This window comes from Streptomyces sp. SID5469 (assembly GCF_009862865.1).
In the GTDB taxonomy this organism is placed as follows: Bacteria; Actinomycetota; Actinomycetes; order Streptomycetales; family Streptomycetaceae; genus Streptomyces; species Streptomyces avermitilis.
In genome coordinates this window covers 6,631,681-6,654,977 of sequence record NZ_WWIN01000001.1, presented here as the reverse complement: position 1 = coordinate 6,654,977, position 23,297 = coordinate 6,631,681, and the positions used below count along the sequence as shown (strand labels likewise).

Sequence of the window (23,297 nt, the reverse complement as noted above, 5' to 3'; positions counted from 1 at the left end):
ATGCTGGTACTGACAGCACCTGGCAGCGGACGGCTCGCGGCCCACAATGGATGACGGGGGATGTGACGATGACCACGACACAACGCCGCAGGCCGGAGCTGGCGGCCTTTCTGCGGAGCAGGCGGGCCCGGGTGACACCGGCCGACGTGGGCATGCCGCCGGGCTTCCGGCGCCGCACACCGGGGCTGCGCCGCGAGGAGGTCGCGCAGCTCTCCGGCGTGGGCGTCACCTGGTACACCTGGCTGGAGCAGGGCCGCCCGATCAACGCGTCGCCGCAGGTCCTGGACGCGGTGGCACGCACGCTGCGCCTGGACCATCCCGAGCGCGAGCATCTGTACCACCTGGCGGAGGTGCCCTACGAGCCGGGCCCGGCAGGCCTCGCACAGCAGATCGAGCCGGAGATCCAGGACATCATCGACGCCCTCGACCCTCACCCGGCCGTCGTCTACAACTCGCGCTACGACGTCCTCGCCACCAACCCCGCCTACCGCGACCTGTTCGTGGTGCCGGCGACGATCGAGGTCGCCGCGCCGAACGTGCTGTGGACACTGTTCAGCGTCCCCGAGAAGGACTGCCCGGTGGTGTACCGGGACAAGGAGCTGCCGGTGATGGTGGCCACATTGCGCTCCTCGTACGGCAGACATGTCGGCGAGCCCGCCTGGGAGGACTTCATACGCGGGCTGTCGGCCGTCAGCCCGTACTTCGCCGAGCTGTGGGCGAGCGGTGAGGTGATCCCGCCGGGGCCGCGGGTGAAGACGTTCCGGCACGCGGCGGTGGGCGAGCTGCGGATGACCTCGGTGTCGCTGTCGATCAACGGACTGCCGGAGTGCCGGATCGTGGCGTACACGCCGGAGGACGCGGACGCGCGCAGGAAGGTGGCGGTGCTCCGGGAGCGCAGGGAGAAGCTGTGGCCGCCCTCCGACGGCCACCGTACGGAGACCGCGATTGCCGACGCTGGGTGAGCCGGGGGCAGCAAAAAATCCCGCTCCCTGACGGGAACGGGACCTTCTGTAATCGATCTTTGACAACTCAAGAGTGCGTATCGAGAGTGTCGATCTGTGGAGCTAAGGAGAATTGAACTCCTGACCTCCTGCATGCCATGCAGGCGCTCTACCAACTGAGCTATAGCCCCTTGTGTTCTTCCCGCTCGGCGGGGTCGAACAAGAAGAACTTTAGCCTGCGACCAGCCGGAAAGTGAAATCCGGGTCCCGGCCCGTGATGAGGCTGCGTCAGTCGTCGTCGCCGAGCACCGGCTCCGGCAGCGTGCCCGCGTTGTGCTCCAGCAGGCGCCAGCCCCGGGCGCCCTCACCGAGCACCGACCAGCAGCAGTTGGAGAGGCCGCCCAGGCCCTCCCAGTGGTGGGACTCCAGGCCGAGGAGGCGTCCGATGGTGGTGCGGATGGTGCCGCCGTGGCTGACCACCACGAGCGTGCCGTCCTCGGGGAGCTTCTCGGCGTGCCGCAGCACGACGGGGGCCGCGCGGTCGGCCACCTCGGTCTCCAGTTCGCCGCCGCCGCGGCGGACCGGCTCCCCGCGCTTCCAGGCGGCGTACTGGTCCCCGAACTGGGCGATGATCTCCTCGTGCGTCAACCCCTGCCAGACGCCGGCGTAGGTCTCGCGCAGACCCTCGTCGTGGGTGACATCGAGACCCGTGAGCGCGGCCAGCTCGGTGGCCGTGGCGGCGGCGCGCCTGAGGTCGGACGCCACGATCGCGTCCGGCTTCAGGGAGGCCAGCAGCCGGGCGGCTCGGCGGGCCTGGCCGACGCCGGTCTCGGTGAGCTCGACGTCCGTGGTGCCCTGGAAGCGGCGCTCCACGTTCCAGGACGTCTGGCCGTGCCGCCACAGGATGACGCGGCGGCCCCGGCCCGGCTTCTTCCCGGCGTCAGGACCCACGCCGCTGCTCACCGGAGCTCACCATCCAGTTCGGCGGCCTCCTCCGCGTCCTGGAGCTTGGCGTGCTCGGCGGCCTTGCCGCGCGTCGCCTGGGCGTCGGCGGGCAGCGCCAGCTCGGGGCAGTCCTTCCACAGCCGCTCCAGTGCGTAGAAGACGCGCTCCTCGCTGTGCTGGACGTGCACCACGATGTCGACGTAGTCGAGCAGCACCCAGCGGGCTTCGCGGTCGCCCTCGCGGCGGACGGGCTTGACGCCGAGCTCCTTGTTCAGGCGCTCCTCGATCTCGTCGACGATCGACTTGACCTGGCGGTCGTTGGGGGCGGAGGCCAGCAGGAAGGCGTCCGTGATCGACAGTACGTCGCTGACGTCATACGCGATGATGTCGTGCGCGAGCTTGTCGGCGGCCGCCTGCGCGGCGGTATTGATGAGCTCCAGAGAGCGGTCCGTGGCGGTCACTACAAGGCTTTCGGTCGGCGGTCAGGGGGGTGCGGGGGCGGATGGCGAAGCCACTGATGGAGCCGCCCCCACGCAAAATCACTACCTCAAGGGTCTCACGGACCGCCGACGCCACCCCACGTGATGGACGGAGCACGCCCCGGACCTGCCGGGGCGTGCCGTCGGTCATCCCGTGGAGCCGCTCACCTGGTAGTCCTGGCCGAGGATCACCGAGACGTTGGCGTTCGACGTGACGCTGCCCTTCTTCACCGAGCTGGTGGGCAGGCCCAGGGTCTTGGCGACCTCGATCGCGTTCGCCTTGTCGGCGGCGTCCGCGTAGGTGATCCGGGACAGGGTCTGGGCGGTGCCGGTGCCGGCCTCGACGAAGGTGTAGCCGCCGTTGACCAGGACGACGCGGGCCTTCTCGGTGGCGTCCTTGTTGCCGGTGGCGTTCTTGATGCCGACCCGGACGGCGTCGCCGGCCTGGGGGCTCTTCACGGTGCCGCCGAGCAGGTCCTTGACCACGCTGTCGGTGGTGCTGAGGGTGCCGTCGGCCTGGACCGGCAGCAGCGCGGTCTTGTAGTCGCCGCCCTTGGCGTGGTCGGCGAGCTTGGCGAGGAAGGTTCCGAGGTCCTTGTCGCTCAGGGACGGGTCGAGGATCTGGGCGAGCGTCTGCACGGTGGTCGTGGCGGCCTGTGCGTCGGAGGACAGCTTGCGCAGGACGGCCTGCATGACCTGGCCGAACCGCTCCACCTGGGCGTTCTGGGACTCGCCGGAGGCGCGGTAGGTGGCGTAGGCGACCGCCATCTTGCCGCTGAGAGTCTGGTCGTCGCCCTTCTGCACGAGGGGCGCGGTGCCCTTCTTCTTGGAGTCGGGGTCGGGCACATCGGTGTCGGTGTCGATGTCGATGTTGCCGACGAGTTCGACGAGGTTGTTGAGGTACGGGGTGTCGAGACGCCAGGTGCCCTCGATGTCGGTGCCGAGGACGGTGTCGATCTCGTCGCGGGTGTCGGACGAGCCGTCGTCGTCGACGGACTTGGCGAGCGTGGTCGCGGTGCCGTCCTCGCCCGTCAGGGCAAGGGAGTTGGGCAGCAGGACGGTGGCACCCTGCTTGGTGGTGGTGTTGTTGACGAGGAGTGCGGTGGAGGTGCCGCCGCCCTTGGTGTTGTGCAGGTGGACGACGACCACGTCGCGCTTCTGGGCGCCCGTGGCCGTCGCCGTCCCGGTCTTGGCGTCCGAGGACGTGCCGGGAAGCTTGCCCGCGTACCAGAGGTAGCCGACCCCGCCGACCGCCACCAGGGCGAGGACCACGACCAGGGCGACGACCCGGCTGCGGGCACGGCGCTTGGCCTCCTCGCGTCGTTCGGTGCGGTTCTCGGTGAACTTCAGCCAGTCGATGACGTCTTCGGAGTCGCCGTCGGGCTCCTCGACGAAGGCGAACTGCTCGGTGCCGTCGTCACGGTCGGCGCGGCCGTCACTCTCCGGCCCGCCGTCGGGCGCGGCCTGCGCGGACCGCGTACCGCCCCCCGTTCCGCTCTCCGCCGGACCCGCCTGCTGCGGGATGTACGCGGTCTGCTCGGCGACCCGCGGCTGCTGCCCGCCGGTCGCGGTCCGCCCGTAGGGGTCGTACGCGGTCCCCGTGGAGGCGGTGCCGTACGGGTCGTAGGAGTCGTACGGAGGGACGGCCTGCTGCTGACCGGTGTCATAAGGAGACACAGGTTGTTGTTGACCGGTGTCATAGGACGACACAGGCTGCTGCTGACCGGTGTCGTACGAGGGCGAGGGCTGCTGACCGCCGTTCGCGTACGGGTCGTAGCCGTATCCCTGTTGCTGCTGCTGCTGTTGTTGCTGCTGCTGCTGCCCGGCGTACGGTTCGTACCCCTGGTGGGGCTGCGACGGCACCTGCCGGTACACAGGCTGCCCGAACTCGTCGTAGCCGACGAGCTCGTACTGGTCGCCGCCCGCGTATCCGTCGTATCGGTCGTTCACCGGTGCCCCTCTCGACTCACTCGCCGCGGTACAGCTCACGCTTGTCGATGTAGCGCACCACACCGTCCGGCACCAGATACCAGACGGGGGCGCCGTTGGCGACCCTCGCACGGCAGTCCGTGGACGAGATGGCGAGCGCCGGGACCTCGACGAGCGAGACGCCCCCCTCGGGCAGACCCGGGTCGGCCAGGGTGTGGCCGGGGCGGGTGACCCCGATGAAGTGCGCGAGGGAGAACAGCTCTTCCGTGTACCGCCAGGTGAGGATCTGGCCGAGCGCGTCGGCGCCCGTGATGAAGAAGATGTCCGTGTCGGGGTTGAGGGCGCTCAGATCGCGCAGGGTGTCCGTGGTGTAGGTCGGGCCGCCGCGGTCGATGTCGATGCGGCTGACCGAGAACTGCGGGTTCTCGGCGGTCGCGATGACCGTCATCAGATAGCGGTCCTCGGCCGGGGTGACCTTGCGGTCGGTCTTCTGCCACGGCTGTCCGGTCGGCACGAAGACCACCTCGTCGAGGTGGAACTGCGCGGCGACCTCGCTGGCCGCCACGAGGTGCCCGTGGTGGATCGGGTCAAACGTTCCGCCCATGACGCCGAGGCGGCGCTTGCCCGGATTCGACGGGCCGTTGCCCGGGCCGCGCCGCGCGCCGTGCACCGTGCCACTCGCCGGACCGGTAGGCATGTCCTGCTCTCCCATGCGTGCAGACCCTACCGGCCCGGTCGGCGGACTCTGTTCGACAGGCCCCCGCGAACAGCCGGTATCGGGCCCCGGGGGCGGCCGCAGCCGGGCGCCTGCGGGCGGCCGGGACCGGTCCCCGTGCCGGAAAGCCCCGTACCGGAAGGGCCCTTACCGGAGATCAGCGGTCGCGGTTGAAGCGGGTGGTGATCCACAGCAGGAGCAGCAGGATGACGAGGGCGCCACCGCCGGTCATGTAGGGGCTGAGGCTCTCGTGGTTGCCGCCGTGCTCCTCGCCCTCGGCGGCAAGGGTGACCAACTGGGCAGCGGTGCTGTGGAAGCTCATCTTCGGCAGGACCTATCCGGTGTGGGCGGGATAAAGATGTCGGCTCATCGTAAGCGGGCGCCTGTGGACCGATCACCTCGACTCCGCCGTTGGGGACACGCGTTGCCGTGGGGCCCGTACGGGGGACGGCCCGCGCGGGGCCCGTCAGTCGTCCCGCTTGTAGCCCCGCAGCAGGAACCACGCCGTGAGTACGCAGCCGACGACCATCACGACCAGTACGACGCGGAGCAGGCTGCCCGACCCCTCGCGTTCGGCGGCGCTCGCGGCCTGGGTGAGCCACTCGGCTGTCGGGATGTGTTCCATGACGACGACTCCTTCGCTGTACTGCCCGTCAACGGTATCTCCGCCTAGGCTGGACCCCGCTTCGGGGGCACATTGGGCAAACAGACGCACATGGGGGAACACATGTCCGACGACAGCCATGAGCACAACGGGCACGAGAACGTGCCGAGCAGGCAGCGCAGGCGCTTTGCGGGGATCTCCTCGCGCGCGTACGAACATCCGGCCGACCGATCGGCGCTTGTCGCCCTGCGTAAGCTCAGCGGCTTCGACACGGTCTTCAAGGCACTCAGCGGTCTGCTGCCCGAGCGCAGCCTTCGGCTGCTGTTCCTGTCCGACTCCGTACGGGTCTCGGACGCACAGTTCGCGCACCTCAACGACATGCTGCGGGACGCCTGTTACATCCTGGACCTGGAGAAGGTCCCGCCGATGTACGTCAACCAGGACCCACAGCCGAACGCGATGTGCATCGGCCTGGACGAGCCGATCATCGTCGTCACGACCGGGCTCGTCGAGCTGCTGGACGAGGAGGAGATGCGGGCGGTCATCGGCCACGAGGTGGGCCACGCGCTGTCCGGCCACTCGGTGTACCGCACGATCCTGCTCTTCCTGACGAGCCTGGCGCTGCGGGTGGCGTGGATCCCGCTGGGCAGCCTCGCGATCATGGCCATCGTGACGGCCCTGCGCGAGTGGTTCCGCAAGTCGGAGCTGTCCGCGGACCGCGCGGGTCTGCTGGTCGGCCAGGATCTGCGGGCCTCGATGCGCGGTCTGATGAAGATCGCGGGCGGCAACCACCTGCACGAGATGAACGTGGACGCGTTCCTCGCGCAGGCCGAGGAGTACGAGGCCGGAGGTGACCTGCGCGACTCCGTGCTGAAGATCCTCAACGTCCTCCCCCGTTCGCACCCCTTCACCACGGTCCGGGCCGCCGAGCTGAAGAAGTGGGGCGAATCCCGCGACTACCAGCGGATCATGGACGGTCACTACCCGCGCCGGACCGAGGACAAGGACGCCTCGGTCAGCGACTCCTTCCGGCAGTCGGCGGCCAGCTACGCCAGCGACGTGAAGAACTCCAAGGACCCGCTGATGAAGCTGGTCAGCGACATCGCGGGCGGCGCGGGCGACCTCGGCGGACGGGTACGGCGCGGCTTCGGCGGCTTCGCCGGCAGCTCCCCCGGGGACGCGGGTGGCTCCGCCCAGGACGCCCCGCCCCACGACGCCCACCCGGACGACGAGAGCCCCAACGGCAACGGCTGACCCCGGGGCTCAGGAGGGCCGAGGCCCAGGCCCAGGCTCGGACGGGCCGAGGCCCAGGCCCAGGCGGCCGGATCCAGAAGGGCAAGCCTCACAGCGGTCGGCAGCGGATCCAGCAGATCCGCGCAGTCCGGGCAGTCCGGGCGGATCACACCTTCGGCTGTGCGCTCGCCGCCAGCGAGCCGCACAGGGCCGTGGCGCTGCCGGTCGCGTACGGATCGGTGCCGGCCGGGCCGCCCGCCTTGGCCGTCTGCCCCGCGAGCAGCGGGTGGAGATGGTCCGCCGCGTCCTCCGCGCAGGCGAGCGGCCCGGCCTGGACGTACGAGACGAGCAGCTCGGCCTGGTGCATGCGCAGGTCGTCGCGGTCGAAGCGGAAGGTCAGCTCGCGCCGCACGGTGAACAACGACGTCTGGGCCTTGGTGTCGGAGCCGGTCGGCCGCAGTGCGTACACCAGGGTGTGGTCGGCGGTGACCTCAAGGGTGTCGGAGCTGGTCTCGGCGGCCTGCAGGGTGCCCTGTACGCGGATCTTGCGGTCGGCGAGCTCGGCGCGGGAGGGGTCGAAGCGGACCAGCCAGCCGGTGGGCGCGTGCCGGCCGTCCGCGGCCGGGTGGTCGAAGCTCTGGTCGAACTGGTCGAGCTGTTGCGGGTCGAGCAGGATGCGTACGGGCCGGGTGGCGCCGCCGGTGAGCACTGCCGGGTCGAGCGACGACTCCACGAGGTAGTCCTTGACGGTCGTCAGGGCGGTGACGACCTGGCCGTCGGAGAAGTGCGCGGTACGCCGGGAGGCGGGCAGTGTGATGCCCTCGGCGCCGATGCGGAACTGCGCGGCGGGGCTGTGCGCGTACAGCGCCTCGGCGTCCGTGGCGCCGGGGACGGCGGACTGCGGCGCCAGGGGTATGACCGTCATCCGCAGCGGCTCCACGGGCTGCGCCTTGGGCGTCTGGTACGGGTGGCGGACGCCCATGTAGATCGCGGTGCCGAAGGCGACGGCGATCAGCAGGACGAGTATCAGCGCCTGCCGGGACAGACCGCGGTGGAGGGGCGGCCGGCGCCGTACCGCCGGGGCGTGGTCCCCCATCCGCTCCTGCGCGGAGAATTCCTGGAGGCGGGCAGCACGGACGAACGACTCGTCGAAAACGACGGATCGGTACTCGTCCTCCCCACCTCCGGGAGCGCCCTCGGGTGTCCCCTCCGGTGGGTTTCCAGGCCCGCCCATACCTTCAGGGTAGGTCTCCCGGAGCCCCGGTAAACGCCCTGGTACACGACAAGTTCTGACAGGTTCCCACCAGGATTTCGAACGGGTGTCGAACGGGTGTCGAACCCCGGGTCAGGGCGGGTGCGGGCAGCCTCCGGCCCGCGGAATCTGCGGCTCAGGGCGTGTACGTGGGCCACTCGCGCTCAGGGGGTGCGGGAGGCCACTCGCGCTCAGGGGGTGCGGGGTTCCGCCGACACCGCCGGCGGCGAGTACTCGGCCGAGGCCGAGGGGCCCGTCCCCGTGCCTGTCCCCGTGCCCGCCTCCTGACCTTGCTCAAGGCCCGTCGAGGCAGGCGGCGGGACCTGCTCCTGGCGGCCCGAGGAGGCGCCCCGGTAGACCGCCGCGAAGGCCAGCGCGACCATGCCAACGCCCATCACGAGGGCGAGAATCCAGGCGACCGGGCGGTGCCAGCGGACCTGCCTGCCGTAGGGCCGGCCGTAGGTTCCCGGCGCTCCGTAGCGGCCCTCCAGGACCTCCGTGTCGTCGAGGTCGTCCAGATCCCGGTGGTGGCCGAAATCACCGCCGTCGGGGCCGAAGCCGTCCTCATAGCGCTCGTCGTCACCGCGTACGCCACGGGTGTGCGCCCGGCGCGCCTCGGCCTCCTGCGCTTCCGCGCGGGCCTGGGCGGCCGCCAGGAGGCGTTCGACCGCGGTCGGCTCATGGACCACCGCCGCCCGCACGAAGGCCTCGTCGAAGACCACGGAGGCGAACTCTTCGTCCATACCCCCGCGGTCGCGGTCGTCGTCGGGCTCCCCGCCGTCAGGGAACGACGGCGTGCCCCCCACGTCCTCCGGCACGGATCCAGAGTAGACCTGGGGGGTCAATTTGGGCAGACGGTATGGAAATTCATCCACCTGACGAGACGACTCACAGGTGAGGGTCAGGAAACAGCCGCACCGGTACGCACCAGTAGTCATCAGCACTCACCGGTGTGTCCGCAGCAGCGGCTCAGCGCCGTACGTGACCGTCCCCGGTCACGATGTACTTCGTGCTGGTCAGCTCCGGCAGCCCCATCGGGCCCCGGGCGTGCAGCTTCTGCGTGGAGATGCCGATCTCCGCGCCGAAGCCGAACTCGCCGCCGTCCGTGAAGCGCGTGGACGCGTTCACGGCCACCGTCGTCGAGTCGACCAACTGGGTGAAGCGGCGCGCGGCCTGCTGCGAGGTGGTGACGATCGCCTCGGTGTGCCCGGAGCTCCACAGCCGGATGTGCGCCACGGCCCTGTCGAGCGAGTCGACGACGGCGGCGGCGATGTCGTACGACAGGTACTCGGTGTCCCAGTCCTCGGTCGTCGCCTCGACGACGGTGGCCTTGGAGTCCTTGGCGTATGCCAGCACGCGCTCGTCGGCGTGCACGGTGACCCCGGCGTCCGCGAGGGCGTCCAGGGCGCGCGGCAGGAACTCGGCGGCGATGTCCTGGTGGACCAGGAGCGTCTCGGCGGAGTTGCAGACGCTGGGCCGCTGCGCCTTGGAGTTGATCAGGATGTCGACCGCCATGTCGAGGTCGGCCTGCGCGTCGACGTACACGTGGCAGTTTCCGGTGCCGGTCTCGATGACCGGGACCGTGGACTCCTCGACGACCGTGCGGATCAGGGAGGCGCCGCCGCGCGGGATGAGCACGTCGACCAGGCCGCGGGCGCGCATCAGCTCGCGTACGGAGTCGCGGCTCTCGCCGGGCACGAGCTGCACGGCGTCGGCGGGCAGCCCCGCCCCGCCGACCGCGTCGCGCAGGACGCGTACGAGGGCGGTGTTCGACTCGTACGCGGACGCCGAGCCCCGCAGCAGCACGGCGTTGCCGGACTTCAGGCAGAGCGCGGCCGCGTCGACGGTCACGTTCGGCCGGGCCTCGTAGATGATCCCGACGACGCCGAGCGGCACGCGGACCTGGCGCAGGTCGATGCCGTTGGGGAGGGTGGAGCCGCGGACGACCTCACCGACCGGGTCGGGCAGCGCCACGACGTCGCGCACGTCCGCGGCGATCGCGCGCACCCGCTCCGGGGTGAGCGTGAGCCGGTCGATGATGGCCTCGCTGGTGCCGGCCTCACGGGCCCGCTCGACGTCCTTGGCGTTGGCGGCGACGATTTCGCTCGTACGGACTTCCAGCGCGTCCGCGATGGCGAGCAGCGCGTCGTCCTTCTCGGCCCGCGGCAGCGGCGCGAGGTCCGCGGCGGCGGCCTTGGCGCGGTAGGCGGCCTGGGTGACCGGGGTCATGGAGTCGTACGGCGAAAGCGTGGTCATGAGGGAAGGGTAGTGCGACGGACGGGCCCGTCCACCGGCTATCCCACACCGCGAGACAGGCCCGGAACGGCCATCCGGCCCCTCAAGCCCCCAAGATCACCACGGTTCTCAAGGCCTCCGGAGCCCCCACGGTCCTCAAGGCCCCCACCGTCCCCACCGTCTTCAAGGTCCTCAAGGTCCTCAAGGTCCCCATGGACCTCATGACCCGTCAGAAGGGATGGACTCCGACCGGCGTCGCCGGCAGCGGTCCGTACCCCTCCGCGACCCGGTGGTGGTAGGTCTCGCGGTCGATGACCTCCAGGCCCACGATCTCCCACGGCGGCAGCTTGGCGGTCTGGCGGTGTTCGCCCCACAGGCGCAGCGCGACCGCGGCGGCGTCGTGCAGGTCGCGGGCCTCCTCCCAGTAGCGGATCTCCGCGTGGTCGTTGGCGTAGCGGCTGGTCAGGAGAAAGGGATGGTCGTGGGCGAGCTGTTCGAGGCCGCGCCGTACCTCCTTCAGCGGAGCCTCACCGCCCGAGACGCTGAGCGTGACGTGCCACAGGCGGGGCACCTCCACCGGCTCCTCGCGCTCGTACGAGTCGCCCTCGTACACGTCGCCGTCGTACGTGTCGCCGTCGTATGTGTCGCCGTCGTACGTGTCCCCGGCCGCGACGCTCGTCAGGGCGCGTTCCTCACCGACCGCGCGCGTGGCGCCGACGCTCCGGGAGGTGCCACCATCGCGGGACGCGGCCGCCCCAGGGCGCACTCGTCTCACGACGGCCTCCTTTACGCAATGGTCGTGCGGAATGTGTCCCTGAGACAAAGTTGAGCAGGCGGGAGACCTCCGCGTGGCGGTTTTACGGAACGTCCCCCGCCACGAAGCCGGGATTCGGCCGCGTATGTGTGGCGTCCGTCACGGTTGCAGCAGGACGAGATCGTCCCTGTGTACGACCTCTCGTTCGTACGCGGGACCGAGCTCGCGCGCCAGTTCCCGCGTCGAGCGGCCGAGCAGCTGCGGGATCTCCTTGGCGTCGAAGCTCACGAGCCCCCGCGCCACCGCGCGCCCCTCACTGTCGCGCAACTCGACGGGGTCCCCCGCGGTGAACTCGCCCTCGACCGCGGCGATGCCCGCGGGCAGCAGCGACTTGCGCCGCTCGACGACCGCGCGCACGGCCCCGTCGTCGAGGGTGAGCGCGCCCTGTGGAGTGGACGCGTGCTGAAGCCACAGCAGCCGGTCCGCGGAGCGCTTGCCGGTGGGGTGGAAGTAGGTGCCGGTGTCCCGGCCCGCGAGGGCGTCGGCGGCATGGACCGCGCTGGTCAGCACCACGGGGATGCCGGCCGCGGCGGCGATCCGGGCCGCCTCGATCTTGGTGACCATGCCGCCGGTGCCGACCCCGGCCCGGCCCGCGCTGCCGATCTCCACGTGCGCGAGGTCCTGCGGGCCGTGCACCTGCGCCACCCGCGACGTACCGGGCTTGCTGGGATCGCCGTCGTACACGCCGTCCACGTCGGACAGCAGGACCAGCAGGTCCGCTCGTACGAGGTGGGCGACGAGGGCGGCGAGCCGGTCGTTGTCGCCGAAGCGGATCTCGTCCGTGGCGACCGTGTCGTTCTCGTTCACGACCGGCAGGGCGCCCATCGCGAGGAGCTTGTCGAGGGTGCGGGAGGCGTTGCGGTGGTGCGCGCGGCGGCTGGTGTCGTCGGAGGTGAGCAGCACCTGACCGACGCGGATGCCGTGGCGGGCGCAGGAAGCGGTGTAGCGGGCCACCAGAAGGCCTTGGCCAACGCTTGCGGCCGCCTGCTGCCGGGCCAGGTCCTTGGGGCGCCTGCGCAGCCCCAGGGGCGCCAGACCGGCGGCGATGGCTCCGGAGGAGACGAGGACGATCTCCTTCTCGCCGCCGCTGCGGCTCTTGGCGAGTACGTCCACGAGGGCGTCGACCCGGTCGGCGTCCAGTCCGCCCGCGGCGGTGGTCAGGGACGAGGAGCCCACTTTGACGACGATCCTGCGGGCCTGAGCCACACCCTGCCTTGCCGCTGACACGTCTTCCCCAATGTTCCGAACCGCCCGGTGTCTGCAATCTACGGGAACGCCGGCGTCGGGCGCCGCCGCGTTTCGAGGTGCGGACAGTGACGCCGCGCACCGAACCCGGACCGCGATGTCCGTTTTACGGTGAGTGTTCTCACGAAGATTGCTTGCCGGGCCGCGGAAGCCATACGGTCAGTGGTCGACCTTGGTTATGCGGGTCGACACCACCCCCGCTTCCCCCCATCCGCCGCACCCTTCGCAGGAGCCCAGCCAGTGCCCTCCGCAGGCCTCGCCCCACGCCGCATCGCGCAGTTGTCCACGCTGCTCGCGATGTTCGCGCTCTTCACGGCCCAGATCGTCTCCGCGCTGCTGCCGAACGTCCCGGTGTTCATCGCGGCGAGCGCGGCCGGCCTCGCCCTGGACGTGTACCTGCAGTACCGGGACCCCGGTCTGCTCGCCCTCCTCGGCAAGGTCCGCTTCGACGTCACGGTCCGCCAGCTGCTGCGCGACATGCTCATCCTCGTGGGGTTGCAGCGGATCGACGACATCGAGCCGCTGAACGAGCAGGCGCCCCTGGTGATCGCCCTGTGCGGTTTCTACGCGCTGCACTTCACCTGCCAGGCCGTCGCGGTCCTGGTCCGCCGCTCCCGCACGCTCCCGGTCGTCACCCGCAACATCGACGCGTCGGCGCTGCGCCTGTCCGCCGCCCCGCCGCGCATTCTGGCCCGCCGCCAGGGCCACCGGCTGCTGACGTTCTCCATCCCGACCACGATCGGCCTGCTGATCACCGCGGCCACCACCGACGCGCTCTGGGGCGGCATCGGCGTGGGGATCGCCATCGCCCTGCTGCTCGGCGGCATCGCGTACCTCGGCACCTGGCTGACGAAGAAGAAGCGCGCCAAGAGCGAGCAGCAGGTGATGGAGTGGCTGGACAAGTGGCTGGCGAAGTACAAGCCGACGGTCGCCATGTACTTCTCGGGCGGTACGTCGTCGGCGTACCAGGCGAACATGTGGCTCTCCACGCTCTCCGCGGTCGAGGGCAAGCCGCTGATAGTGCTGCGTGAGCGCTTCATGGTGCAGAAGATCGAGGCGACCGACGTGCCGGTCATCTGCTTCCCGAAGGTGTCGACGATGTTCTCGCTGGAGAACTCGACGCTGAAGATGATGCTGCACCCGGCCAACGCCGCGAAGACCTCGCAGGTGCTGCGCATCCCCACCATCAAGCACGCGTTCATCAACCACGGCGAGAGCGACAAGCTGTCGTCCTGCAACCCGTACGCGAAGGCGTACGACGAGGTGTGGGTCGCGGGTCCGGCCGCGCGCGAGCGTTACGCGCTGGCCGAGGTCGGCGTCGAGGACAAGGACATCGTCGAGGTCGGCCGCCCGCAGCTGGCGCCGATCCGCCCCTACTCCGGGGCGCCGACGGGAACGTACACGACCGTTCTGTACGCCCCCACCTGGGAGGGCTGGGACGGCAACCCGGGCAACACCTCGGTGGTCCTGGCCGGCGAGAACATCGTGAAGCAGCTGCTCGCCGACGACGGCGTGCGCCTGCTCTACAAGCCGCACCCGATGACCGGCTCCGTCGACCCGCGCGCGGGCGCGGCGAACGAGCGCATGAAGGCGATGATCCGCGAGGCCAACACCAGGCGTTCGGGCGCCCGGCCGGGCTCCGAGGCCGCGGCCGAACTGGCCCGCCGCACCGCCGAGCTGGACAAGCTGACCTCCACCGCGTTCCGTGTGAGCGCGGACGAACTGGAGCGGATGATGCTCCAGGGCACGCCGAGCGGTGACCGCGAGGCGGCCATCGCCGAGGCCACGCTGGCCTGGGAGAAGGCGTACTGGGCGTCGTTCCCGGAGTGGGAGCACCAGATCATCACCGACGCGCGCCCGGCGATCTTCGCCTGCTTCAACCAGGCTGACCTGCTGATCAGCGACGTCTCGTCGGTGGTCTCGGACTGGCTGTCCAGCGAGAAGCCGTACGCGGTCGCCAACACGTCGGGCATGTCCGAGACGGCGTTCCGCGTGGGCTTCCCGACGGTCTCCGCCGGCGTGATCCTCACCCCCGCCGCGGACGGCGTCCCGGCGCTGCTGGAGTCGGTCCGCCACCCGGAGAAGGACCTCTTCACCGCGGCCCGCGCCGAACTGAAGGAACACCTCCTCGGCCCGTCGGACCCGCCGTCCCTGGCCCGCTTCAACGCGGCGATCGCGGACCTGTGCACGAAGGCGGACGAGCGGCGGGTGCGGATGGAGTCGCGCCTGGCGGTGGAGATCCCGTCGCCGCGCGGCGCCGCCGAGGAGACGGCACACGAATCGACGCAGGGGCTCCAGGCCGAGGACGACGGGGCGGAGGACTCGGTCAACGCGTAGCCGTCGGCCACGCGGCCCAGACGACGCACCGACGCACCGACGCACCAATGCCGAGGACCCGGGCTTTTCGCCCGGGTCCTCGGCATTTCACTGACCTCGATCGGCCCGACCGCAATTGGCCCGACCTCGGACGGTCTGGCCTCGCATCGCCCGACCTCGGACGGTCTGGCCTCGCATCGCCCGACCTCGCAAGGCCTGACTTCGCATGGCCTGACCTCGCATCGCCCGACCTCGCATCGCCTGGCTTCGAAACGTGCTGGTCCGGCCTCCGATGAGGTCGGACCAGCACCGCGCCGGAGTCCTAGAACGGCTCGAAGTCGTCGTACTCCTTCTCCGCGTCGTCCCGCTCCGCCTGCTTGTCGCGACGGCGCTGGGCGGCGGGCCGCGGCTCGTCGAGGCGGTGGTCCTCGCCGCGGCGGCCGAGCATCTCCGCGCCGGCCATGACCGTGGGCTCCCAGTCGAAGACGACCGCGTTGTCCTCGGGGCCGATGGCGACGCCGTCGCCCGCGCGGGCGCCCGCCTTCATCAGCTCCGTCTCGACACCGAGGCGGTTGAGGCGGTCGGCGAGGTAGCCGACGGCCTCGTCGTTGTTGAAGTCGGTCTGGCGCACCCAGCGCTCCGGCTTCTCGCCGCGCACGCGGTAGAGGCCGTCCTCCTCCAGTACGACCGTGAAGCCGGCGTCGTCGACCGCCTTCGGGCGGATGACGATCCGGGTCGCCTCCTCCTTCGGCTTGGCCGCGCGCGCCGCGCCCACCAGCTCGGCGAGGGCGAAGGACAGCTCCTTGAGGCCCATGTGCGCCACCGCCGACACCTCGAAGACGCGGTAGCCGCGCGCCTCCAGTTCGGGGCGGACCATCTCGGCCAGGTCCTTGCCGTCCGGTACGTCGATCTTGTTGAGGACGACCATCCGCGGACGGTTGTTGAGGCCGCCGCCGTACTGCGTCAGCTCCTCCTCGATGATGTCGAGGTCGGAGACGGGGTCGCGGTCGGACTCGAGGGTCGCGGTGTCCAGGACGTGCACGAGGACACTGCAGCGCTCGACGTGGCGCAGGAACTCCAGGCCCAGGCCCTTGCCCTGGCTGGCGCCCGGGATCAGGCCCGGCACGTCGGCGATCGTGTAGACCGTCGAGCCGGCCGTCACCACGCCCAGGTTCGGGACGAGGGTCGTGAACGGGTAGTCCGCGATCTTCGGCTTGGCGGCGGACAGGACGGAGATCAGGGACGACTTGCCCGCGCTCGGGTAGCCGACGAGGGCCACGTCCGCGACCGTCTTCAGCTCCAGGACGATGTCCTGGAAGTCGCCCGGCTCACCGAGCAGCGCGAAGCCCGGCGCCTTGCGGCGGGCCGAGGCCAGCGCCGCGTTGCCGAGGCCGCCGCGACCGCCCTGGGCGGCTACGTACGAGGTGCCGTGGCCGACCAGGTCCGCGAGTACGTTCCCCGCCTTGTCCTGGATCACCGTGCCGTCCGGGACCGGCAGGATCAGGTCCTGACCGTCCTTGCCGGAGCGGTTGCCGCCCTCGCCGGGCTTGCCGTTGGTGGCGCTGCGGTGCGGCTTGTGGTGGTAGTCGAGAAGCGTGGTCACGGACTGGTCGACGACCAGGATCACGTCACCGCCACGGCCGCCGTTGCCGCCGTCGGGGCCGCCGAGCGGCTTGAACTTCTCCCGGTGTACGGAGGCACAGCCGTGGCCTCCGCTACCCGCGGCGACGTGCAGCTCGACGCGGTCCACGAAGGTGGTCATGGTGGGGTGCCTCCAGCACTTTCAGTCACTTCGGTTGCGTACGCAATGTATTGCGCATTGCGTACGAGATGTCTCTTGCGTACTCGCGTACTGCGTTCTGTCTACAACATGCGAAAGGCGGACCCACTTCCCGTTCGGGAAGTGAGGTCCGCCTCGCGAAAGATTCCGATCAGGCGACCGGAACGATGTTCACGACCTTGCGGCCGCGGTGCGTACCGAACTCGACCGCACCGGCGTCCAGCGCGAACAGCGTGTCGTCCTTGCCACGACCGACACCGCTGCCGGGGTGGAAGTGGGTGCCACGCTGGCGGACCAGGATCTCACCGGCGTTGACGACCTGACCGCCGAAGCGCTTCACGCCGAGCCGCTGAGCATTGGAGTCGCGACCGTTCCGAGTGGACGATGCGCCCTTCTTGTGTGCCATCTCTCCTCAGTCCCTTACTTCGCAGCCGTGGGGATCTCAGTGACCTTGATCGCCGTGTACTGCTGGCGGTGGCCCTGACGACGGCGGTAACCGGTCTTGTTCTTGTAGCGAAGGATGTCGATCTTCGCGCCCTTGTGGTGGTCCACGACCTCGGCCTGGACCTTGATGCCGGCCAGGACCCACGGGTCACTCGTCACGGCGTCGCCGTCGACAACGAGCAGGGTCGAGAGCTCGACCGTGTCGCCAACCTGGGCAGTGGAAATCTTGTCAACCTCAACGATGTCACCGACAGCAACCTTGTGCTGGCGGCCACCGCTGCGCACGATGGCGTACAAGCGGATCTCACTCTCTCGCTCGGAACGGAATCCCCGCAGTCCAGCCGCACGCACCGCAAGCGGCCTCTCCCTGGCGCCAGGCGCCGGGAGGATGAGGTTTACGAGGAAGAGGCGCATCTGTGGACACGCCGACGGCCAAGGTTACGGGGCGGCCCCCGAAAGGGTCAAACCGGGGTCCGCCGCCCGTCCCGGCACGCCTCAGGTCAGGGTCTTCTCGCCGTCGTCCGGCAGCGGCTTCACGCCCTTGCACAGGTCCGTGGTGTCCGCGGTGCCGGGATAGGCGACCTTCGTGACCCGGTCGAAGTGGGTCTTGTACATGTCGTGCACGGTGTCGTCGTCGACCTTGACGATCGACTCGTCGTTCTCGCGCAGGGCCGGGCCCGTGTAGTTGCCGGATCCCGTGAAGCTGACCTTGTTCTTCACGCCGTCGTACATGCCGTCGATGAGGATGTACTTGGAGTGGATGATGAACGGCGTCGCCAGCTTCTGGCCGGGGTTCAGGGGGTCCCGGTCGTCGTTGTAGCAGCGCACGGTCGGGCCGCCGGAGGTGTGCAGCTTCTCCCAGGTGCCCTTGGTGCCGCCGGAGCTCTTCGCGCTGTCGGTCTCGGCGTAGACGATGCTCACCGAGCAGCCCGCCTTCTTCAGCGCGAGCAGCTTCTCCGCGATCGCCATCCGGGTGAGCTTGAAGATCGCGACGCGCACCTTGGTCTGCTGCTTGACGCCCGCGCTGTCCTTGTACGTGCACTGGACGTTGTTGAGCACCGAGTAGACGGTGTCGGTGTCCCGGGTGTTGCCGGCGCGCGGGAAGAAGTACGCCTTGTAGAGGCCGTTGCTGACCGTGCGGTAGTTCCAGGACGCCCAGTCCTTGGTGACCATCGTGTTGAAGTAGTCGGAGTAGGCGTCGTACATCGTCGGGTTGTTGGGCAGCAGTAGCGCGTCGTTGAAGAAGCGGGTGTGCGCGGAGGGCGTGGAGTTGGAGGTCGTCTCGACGACGACGTTCGTGGCGCCCTGGACCGCGGAGAACAGCCAGAACTTGTTGTGCATGATCGACTGCCCGAATTTCGGATCGCCGAGGCAGGACTTGTTCGCCGGGCACGTGGTGACGTACGAGCCCTGCGCGCGGTCGGTGCCGAGCGCGGCCGCGAGCGTGCTGTACGAGGTGTTGGTGGGCCGGTCGCTGACCGAGGACTCGTCGAGCAGGATCTGCACGTTGACGCCGCGGTTCTTGGCGTCCACGAGCGCGTTGACGACGGACGCCTCCCACACGTGGTAGACCGCGACCTTGATGGTCGAGCCGGGCAGCGCAGCGCCGGTCAGCTCGATCAGGCGGGTGCGGATGGCGTACTGCTGGTCCGTCGTGCCGAGCGGGTCGTTGAAGATCGGCCCCTCGGTCCACGTCGGGTTGTCGGCCTCCGCCGTACCCGCGGACGCCACGGCCTGGACTCCCGCCGCGGACAGCACCGTCGCCAGGGCCACGGCCTGGCGTCCCCCCTTGACCGGCTTCACAGCACGGTGTCGCCCAGTGCCCTTCAGGCGCACGCGCGCCATTGCGATCCCCTCCCCCTGCGCGGGTGAGCGTTCTCCCCAACGCTCATCCGCGGAAACGTTTCATGTGACTAGGTGAGTTTTACAGGTAGCTCGCCGTGATCCAAGAGGGGGGTGGCAGTCAGGGGTGTTGAGGGGGATTCGATAACGGGCGAAATCATCCCGGACCACCCCGCTGAACGCCGATGCCCCGCCCGGCGCTTGGCGCGCCGGGCGGGGCATCGGGACCGAACGTCAGGCCTCGTCGGTGGAGGCGGTGACCGTCGACGGGGCCGGCTGGGACGCCGCCGCCGTCTTCTTCGACGTCGACTTGGCAGCCGTCTTCTTGGCTGTCGTCTTCTTGGCCGTCGTCTTCTTGGCGGCCGTCTTCGTGGCCGCGGTCTTCTTCGTCGCCGCCTTCTTCGCGGTCGCCTTCTTGGCCGTCTTGCGAGCGGCCGTCTTCTTGGCCGGGGCCTCCTCGGCCTCACTCGAAGCAGCCTCAGCCGACGGGGCCTCAGCCGAAGGGGCCTCACCAGACGGAGCCGCACCGGCAGCGGTGTCGGCCGAAGCCGTCTCGCTCGACGGTACGACCACCACGGCCGTCTCCTCGGACGAGGTCGGCGCCGTGGCCTTGCGGACCGCGCGCCGGCGCGGACGGGCCGGAGCCGCGCTCTCCACGGGCGCCTCGGGCCCGGCGGCCGGCTCGGCCACCGGCTCAGCGGGCTGCTCGGCCTTCGGCTCCTCCGCCTCCGGCGCGGACGCCACCACCGTCACCGTCTCCGCCTCACCGGCGGCCTTGGGCGAACCGGCGGGCGCCGACACCTTCCGGGTCGCACGACGACGCGTACGCCCCTTGGGAGCGGCCTCCTCCTCGGCGACGGCCACGGGCTCGGCGACCACGGGCTCGGCGACCACGGGTTCGGCGGCCACGGGCGGCTCGACGACCGGGTCCTCGACCGCCATCGGCTCCGCCTCCGCGGCAGCCCGCGACTTAGGCGCGCGCTCCTCGGCCCGCGACCTCGGCGCACGCTCCTCGGCCCGCGGGGCACCCGCCGGAGCCGACGCCCGCCGGGTCGCCCGGCGCCGCGAACGGCCCCGGGAAGCGGCGGCCTCGGCCTCCGCGGCGCTGCTGTACAGCTCCTCGTCGGGCTCGTAGCCGGGCGCGGGCAGCGCGACGGGGGCAGCGACCTCGGCGGCCACCTCGGCCTCCGTCTCCGCGACAGCCTCGTCCGGCTCCGGCTCCTGCGCAAGCTCGTGCTCGTGCTCGTGCGGGAGCTCCTGCTCGGCACCGCCACGCCCGCGCTTCTTGCGCTTGCCGCCGCCACCGACGGACGTCGGCTGCTCCATGTGCACGATGACACCGCGTCCGTTGCAGTGGACACAGGTCTCGGAGAAGGACTCCAGCAGGCCCTGGCCGACGCGCTTGCGCGTCATCTGGACGAGCCCCAGCGAGGTCACCTCGGCGACCTGGTGCTTCGTACGGTCCCGGCCCAGACACTCCAGCAGGCGCCGCAGCACCAGGTCCCGGTTGGACTCCAGCACCATGTCGATGAAGTCGATGACGACGATGCCGCCCAGGTCGCGCAGCCGCAGCTGGCGCACGATCTCCTCGGCCGCCTCCAGGTTGTTCCTGGTCACGGTCTCTTCGAGGTTGCCGCCCTGACCGGTGAACTTGCCGGTGTTGACGTCGACCACGACCATGGCCTCGGTCTTGTCGATCACCAGCGAACCGCCGCTGGGCAGCCAGACCTTGCGGTCGAGCGCCTTCATCAGCTGCTCGTCGATCCGGTACGTCGCGAAGACGTCGACCTCGGAGGTCCACTTCGAGAGGCGGTCGGACAGGTCGGGCGCGACGTGGGCCACGTACCCGTGGATGGTCTCCCACGCCTCGTCGCCGCTGACGATGACCTTGGTGAAGTCCTCGTTGAAGATGTCGCGGACGACCCGGACGGTCATGTCCGGCTCGCCGTACAGCAGGGTCGGGGCGTTGCCGCTCTTCGCCTTCTTCTGGATGTCCTCCCACTGCGCCTGGAGCCGCTCGACGTCACGGCGCAGCTCGTCCTCGCTCGCGCCCTCGGCGGCGGTGCGCACGATGACGCCCGCGTCCTCGGGGACGATCTTCTTGAGGATGGTCTTCAGGCGGGCGCGCTCGGTGTCCGGCAGCTTGCGGCTGATGCCGGTCATCGAGCCCTCGGGCACGTAGACCAGGTAACGGCCGGGCAGGGAGACCTGGCTGGTGAGGCGGGCGCCCTTGTGGCCGATCGGGTCCTTGGTGACCTGTACGAGGACCGACTGGCCGGACTTCAGCGCGCTCTCGATGCGGCGCGGCCCGTTGGCCATGCCGAGCGCCTCGAAGTTGACCTCACCGGCGTAGAGCACGGCGTTGCGGCCCTTGCCGATGTCGATGAAGGCGGCCTCCATCGACGGCAGCACGTTCTGGACCTTGCCCAGGTAGACGTTGCCGACGTACGAGGTCGACTGCTCCTTGTTGACGTAGTGCTCGACGAGCACGTTGTCCTCGAGGACGCCGATCTGGGTGCGCTCGCCGCTCTGGCGGACGACCATCACACGCTCGACGGCCTCACGGCGGGCCAGGAACTCGGCCTCGGTGATGATCGGAACACGGCGGCGGCCCTGCTCGCGCCCTTCCCGACGACGCTGCTTCTTGGCCTCGAGGCGAGTGGAGCCCTTGATGGACTGCACCTCGTCGGACGGGTGCTCGTCCTTCTTGCTGCTGCGCGGCTCGCGGACCTTCACGACGGTGCGCTCGGGGTCGCTCTCGCCGGGCTCGGCGTCGGTGCCGGAGTCACCGGCGCGACGACGGCGGCGCCGACGGCGACGGCTGCTGCTGGAGCCGGCACCGCCCGACTCCTCGCGCTCGTCCGCCTCCTCGTCGTCCTCTTCGACCTGCTCGGCGGTGTCCTCGACGTCCTGCTCCGCCTGCTCGGCGGCCAGGTCGTCGGACTCGCCGGACTCGTCGTCCGCGTCGGCGGACTCGCCACGACGGCGACGACGGCCGCCACGGCGACGGCGACGGCGCGAACCGGTCTCCTCGGCCTCGTCACCGTCGACGGAGTCCTCGGCCTCCTCGGCCTCCTCCGTCTCCTCGACGACATCCTCGGTGGCGGTCACGGCGGCCGGCTCGTCCTCGGCGCCGCCACGGCGACGGCGACGGCGCGAACCCGCGGTCGAACCCGCGCCCGACCTGGCAGTCGAACCCGCGCCCGATCCGGCGGCGGCACCCGCACCCGACTCGGCGGCCGCTTCCGCGGTCTCCTCCTCGACGGGCTCCGCCGGCCGCTCCACCGCGGCCTCGGCGGCAGCGGCAGCGGCCGCCCGCTCCGGCGTCTGGAACATCGGCTCGGTGAACACCGGCGCCTGGAACACGGCGACGGCGGGCCGCGCCGGCCGGCGACCGGAGTCGTCCCCGGTGACCTTGGGCGCGGGCGCGGAGAAGCCGACGGCGGCCTTGCGGGTGGCACGACGGCGGGAACGGCGCGGACCGGCGTCCTCCGCCGTCTCGGCCGCGGCCTCAGCGGCCGGGGCCTCCTCGGCCTGGGCCGCGGCCCTGGTCTCGCTCGTGGCCTTCGCCTCGGCCTTCGCTTCGGCCTTCGTCGCGGCCTGGGCCTCGGTCTTGTCGCTGGCGGTCACGGGCGCCTCCACGCGCTCTTCGGCGGCGTCGCCCGTGGGCGCGGCGGCGGGCGCGGTCACCCGGCGGGTGGCACGACGGCGGGCACGGCGCGGGGCCGCGTCCTCTGCCTCGGGGGTCTCCTCCTGAGCAACCTCAGGAGCGACGGCGGTCACCTCGGCCTCGGTGGTCACCGGCGCCTCGGCAGCCTCGGTGGCCTCAGTCGCCTCGGCGGCCTTGGGCGCACCGGCGGGCGCGGATGCCCGGCGGGTCGCGCGACGGCGCGTACGTCCCTTGGGAGCGGCCTCTTCCTCGGCCGCGGCCTCACCGGTCTCCGGCGCGGAGACCTCGGCGGAACCGGTCGCGGCGGTCACGGACTCAGCCGCGGAGTCGGTCTCGGCGGCCGTGGCGCTCTCCGCGGCCTCCGGCGCGCCCGCGGGTGCGGACACCCGGCGCGTGGCGCGACGGCGGGTACGGCGCGGAGCGGCGTCCTCGGTGGCAGCCGCCACCTCGGCCGGCTCGGCGACGGCGGCCTCTTCGGTCTCTTCCGTCCCGGCAGCCTCCGCGGCCTCCGCGTCCTCTGCGGTCTCCGCGATGTCCGCGGGCCGTGTGATCGGCGCGGTGGTCTCCGCCGCGGCCTCGGCCGGCGCGGTCGCCCCGGTCGCCGTCTCGGCGACTGCCGCCGGCGGGCCCGCCGGGCGGGATGCGGCACGGCGCCGACGACGCGGCGGCAGGGTGTCGCTGGGAGTGTTGTTGTCGGAACCCTCAGTGGGTTCGATGGGCTCGAGCATGCGGGTGGATCTCCCGTCAGGCTCCCGGGCGCCGCGCCTGGTCCGGCAGTACCGGTGACGTCCGCGGCTCGCGCGTTGCGCGGTGCCGCCGTCCGGGGCGCGGGCGCCGCACGGGAGCTCTCTGT

19 protein-coding genes and 1 tRNA gene are annotated in these 23,297 nt (G+C 70.8%); 3 read left to right on the top strand and 17 right to left on the bottom strand.

Annotation, left to right across the window (positions count from 1 at the left end; genetic code table 11):
- Positions 1 to 68 precede the first annotated feature (68 nt).
- Entirely contained in the window at positions 69 to 962 is an 894-nt protein-coding gene (locus GTY58_RS28645; protein WP_010986884.1) for a helix-turn-helix transcriptional regulator, read from the top strand.
- Positions 963 to 1,059: 97 nt separating this feature from the next.
- On the opposite strand, the gene GTY58_RS28640 is transcribed toward GTY58_RS28645, so the two are convergent.
- From GTY58_RS28640 to GTY58_RS39825, 7 genes are all read right to left on the bottom strand, one after another.
- A tRNA-Ala gene (locus GTY58_RS28640) sits at positions 1,060 to 1,132 on the bottom strand.
- A 97-nt stretch (positions 1,133 to 1,229) separates the two neighbouring features.
- The gene (locus GTY58_RS28635; RefSeq protein ID WP_010986883.1) at positions 1,230 to 1,904 is read right to left on the bottom strand and encodes a histidine phosphatase family protein; all 675 of its coding nucleotides are present in this window, start codon (positions 1,902 to 1,904) and stop codon (positions 1,230 to 1,232) included.
- Positions 1,901 to 2,347, bottom strand: coding sequence for a ribosome silencing factor (gene rsfS, locus GTY58_RS28630; RefSeq protein ID WP_010986882.1), 447 nt, complete (start codon positions 2,345 to 2,347; stop codon positions 1,901 to 1,903). Before rsfS ends, GTY58_RS28635 begins: the two co-directional genes overlap by 4 nt.
- A gap of 165 nt (positions 2,348 to 2,512) precedes the next feature.
- Complete coding sequence (locus GTY58_RS28625) at positions 2,513 to 4,315, bottom strand: LCP family protein (protein WP_010986881.1); 1,803 nt, start codon at positions 4,313 to 4,315, stop codon at positions 2,513 to 2,515.
- 16 nt (positions 4,316 to 4,331) lie between these two features.
- Positions 4,332 to 5,006, bottom strand: a complete 675-nt coding sequence (gene nadD / locus GTY58_RS28620; protein WP_010986880.1) for a nicotinate-nucleotide adenylyltransferase — start codon at positions 5,004 to 5,006, stop codon at positions 4,332 to 4,334.
- A gap of 160 nt (positions 5,007 to 5,166) precedes the next feature.
- On the bottom strand, positions 5,167 to 5,331 hold the full coding sequence (locus GTY58_RS39830) for a hypothetical protein (RefSeq protein ID WP_010986879.1): 165 nt from the start codon (positions 5,329 to 5,331) through the stop codon (positions 5,167 to 5,169).
- Positions 5,332 to 5,475: 144 nt separating this feature from the next.
- Positions 5,476 to 5,634, bottom strand: coding sequence for a hypothetical protein (locus tag GTY58_RS39825; RefSeq protein ID WP_037645365.1), 159 nt, complete (start codon positions 5,632 to 5,634; stop codon positions 5,476 to 5,478).
- Between the two features lie 102 nt (positions 5,635 to 5,736).
- On the opposite strand from GTY58_RS39825, the gene GTY58_RS28615 reads away from it, so the two are divergent.
- Positions 5,737 to 6,867 carry a M48 family metallopeptidase gene (locus GTY58_RS28615; RefSeq protein WP_010986878.1) on the top strand — a complete coding sequence of 377 codons (1,131 nt, stop codon included), beginning with the start codon at positions 5,737 to 5,739 and terminating at the stop codon, positions 6,865 to 6,867.
- Positions 6,868 to 7,012: 145 nt separating this feature from the next.
- On the opposite strand, the gene GTY58_RS28610 is transcribed toward GTY58_RS28615, so the two are convergent.
- The 5 genes from GTY58_RS28610 to proB form a co-directional block, all read right to left on the bottom strand.
- Positions 7,013 to 8,080, bottom strand: a complete 1,068-nt coding sequence (locus tag GTY58_RS28610; RefSeq protein WP_010986877.1) for a hypothetical protein — start codon at positions 8,078 to 8,080, stop codon at positions 7,013 to 7,015.
- 209 nt (positions 8,081 to 8,289) lie between these two features.
- The gene (locus GTY58_RS28605; RefSeq protein WP_242432126.1) at positions 8,290 to 8,916 is read right to left on the bottom strand and encodes a hypothetical protein; all 627 of its coding nucleotides are present in this window, start codon (positions 8,914 to 8,916) and stop codon (positions 8,290 to 8,292) included.
- Positions 8,917 to 9,067: 151 nt separating this feature from the next.
- The gene (locus GTY58_RS28600) at positions 9,068 to 10,354 is read right to left on the bottom strand and encodes a glutamate-5-semialdehyde dehydrogenase (RefSeq protein WP_010986875.1); all 1,287 of its coding nucleotides are present in this window, start codon (positions 10,352 to 10,354) and stop codon (positions 9,068 to 9,070) included.
- Between the two features lie 208 nt (positions 10,355 to 10,562).
- Positions 10,563 to 11,099: a hypothetical protein gene (locus tag GTY58_RS28595; RefSeq protein ID WP_037645362.1), complete on the bottom strand. Its 537-nt coding sequence runs from the start codon at positions 11,097 to 11,099 to the stop codon at positions 10,563 to 10,565.
- 147 nt (positions 11,100 to 11,246) lie between these two features.
- On the bottom strand, positions 11,247 to 12,353 hold the full coding sequence (gene proB, locus GTY58_RS28590) for a glutamate 5-kinase (RefSeq protein WP_037645361.1): 1,107 nt from the start codon (positions 12,351 to 12,353) through the stop codon (positions 11,247 to 11,249).
- Positions 12,354 to 12,632: 279 nt separating this feature from the next.
- Between proB and GTY58_RS28585 the strand changes: the two genes are divergently transcribed.
- Positions 12,633 to 14,729, top strand: coding sequence for a membrane protein (locus GTY58_RS28585; RefSeq protein ID WP_037645359.1), 2,097 nt, complete (start codon positions 12,633 to 12,635; stop codon positions 14,727 to 14,729).
- Between the two features lie 301 nt (positions 14,730 to 15,030).
- On the opposite strand, the gene obgE is transcribed toward GTY58_RS28585, so the two are convergent.
- From obgE to GTY58_RS28560, 5 genes are all read right to left on the bottom strand, one after another.
- On the bottom strand, positions 15,031 to 16,470 hold the full coding sequence (gene obgE, locus GTY58_RS28580; RefSeq protein ID WP_010986871.1) for a GTPase ObgE: 1,440 nt from the start codon (positions 16,468 to 16,470) through the stop codon (positions 15,031 to 15,033).
- 169 nt (positions 16,471 to 16,639) lie between these two features.
- A complete protein-coding gene (gene rpmA / locus GTY58_RS28575) occupies positions 16,640 to 16,894 on the bottom strand; it encodes a 50S ribosomal protein L27 (RefSeq protein WP_010986870.1) in 255 nt (84 codons plus the stop codon).
- A 14-nt stretch (positions 16,895 to 16,908) separates the two neighbouring features.
- Positions 16,909 to 17,229 carry a 50S ribosomal protein L21 gene (gene rplU, locus GTY58_RS28570; protein WP_010986869.1) on the bottom strand — a complete coding sequence of 107 codons (321 nt, stop codon included), beginning with the start codon at positions 17,227 to 17,229 and terminating at the stop codon, positions 16,909 to 16,911.
- 198 nt (positions 17,230 to 17,427) lie between these two features.
- Positions 17,428 to 18,705, bottom strand: coding sequence for a phospholipase D-like domain-containing protein (locus GTY58_RS28565; protein WP_255344846.1), 1,278 nt, complete (start codon positions 18,703 to 18,705; stop codon positions 17,428 to 17,430).
- A gap of 303 nt (positions 18,706 to 19,008) precedes the next feature.
- Positions 19,009 to 23,172, bottom strand: coding sequence for an Rne/Rng family ribonuclease (locus GTY58_RS28560; RefSeq protein ID WP_010986867.1), 4,164 nt, complete (start codon positions 23,170 to 23,172; stop codon positions 19,009 to 19,011).
- Positions 23,173 to 23,297 lie beyond the last annotated feature (125 nt).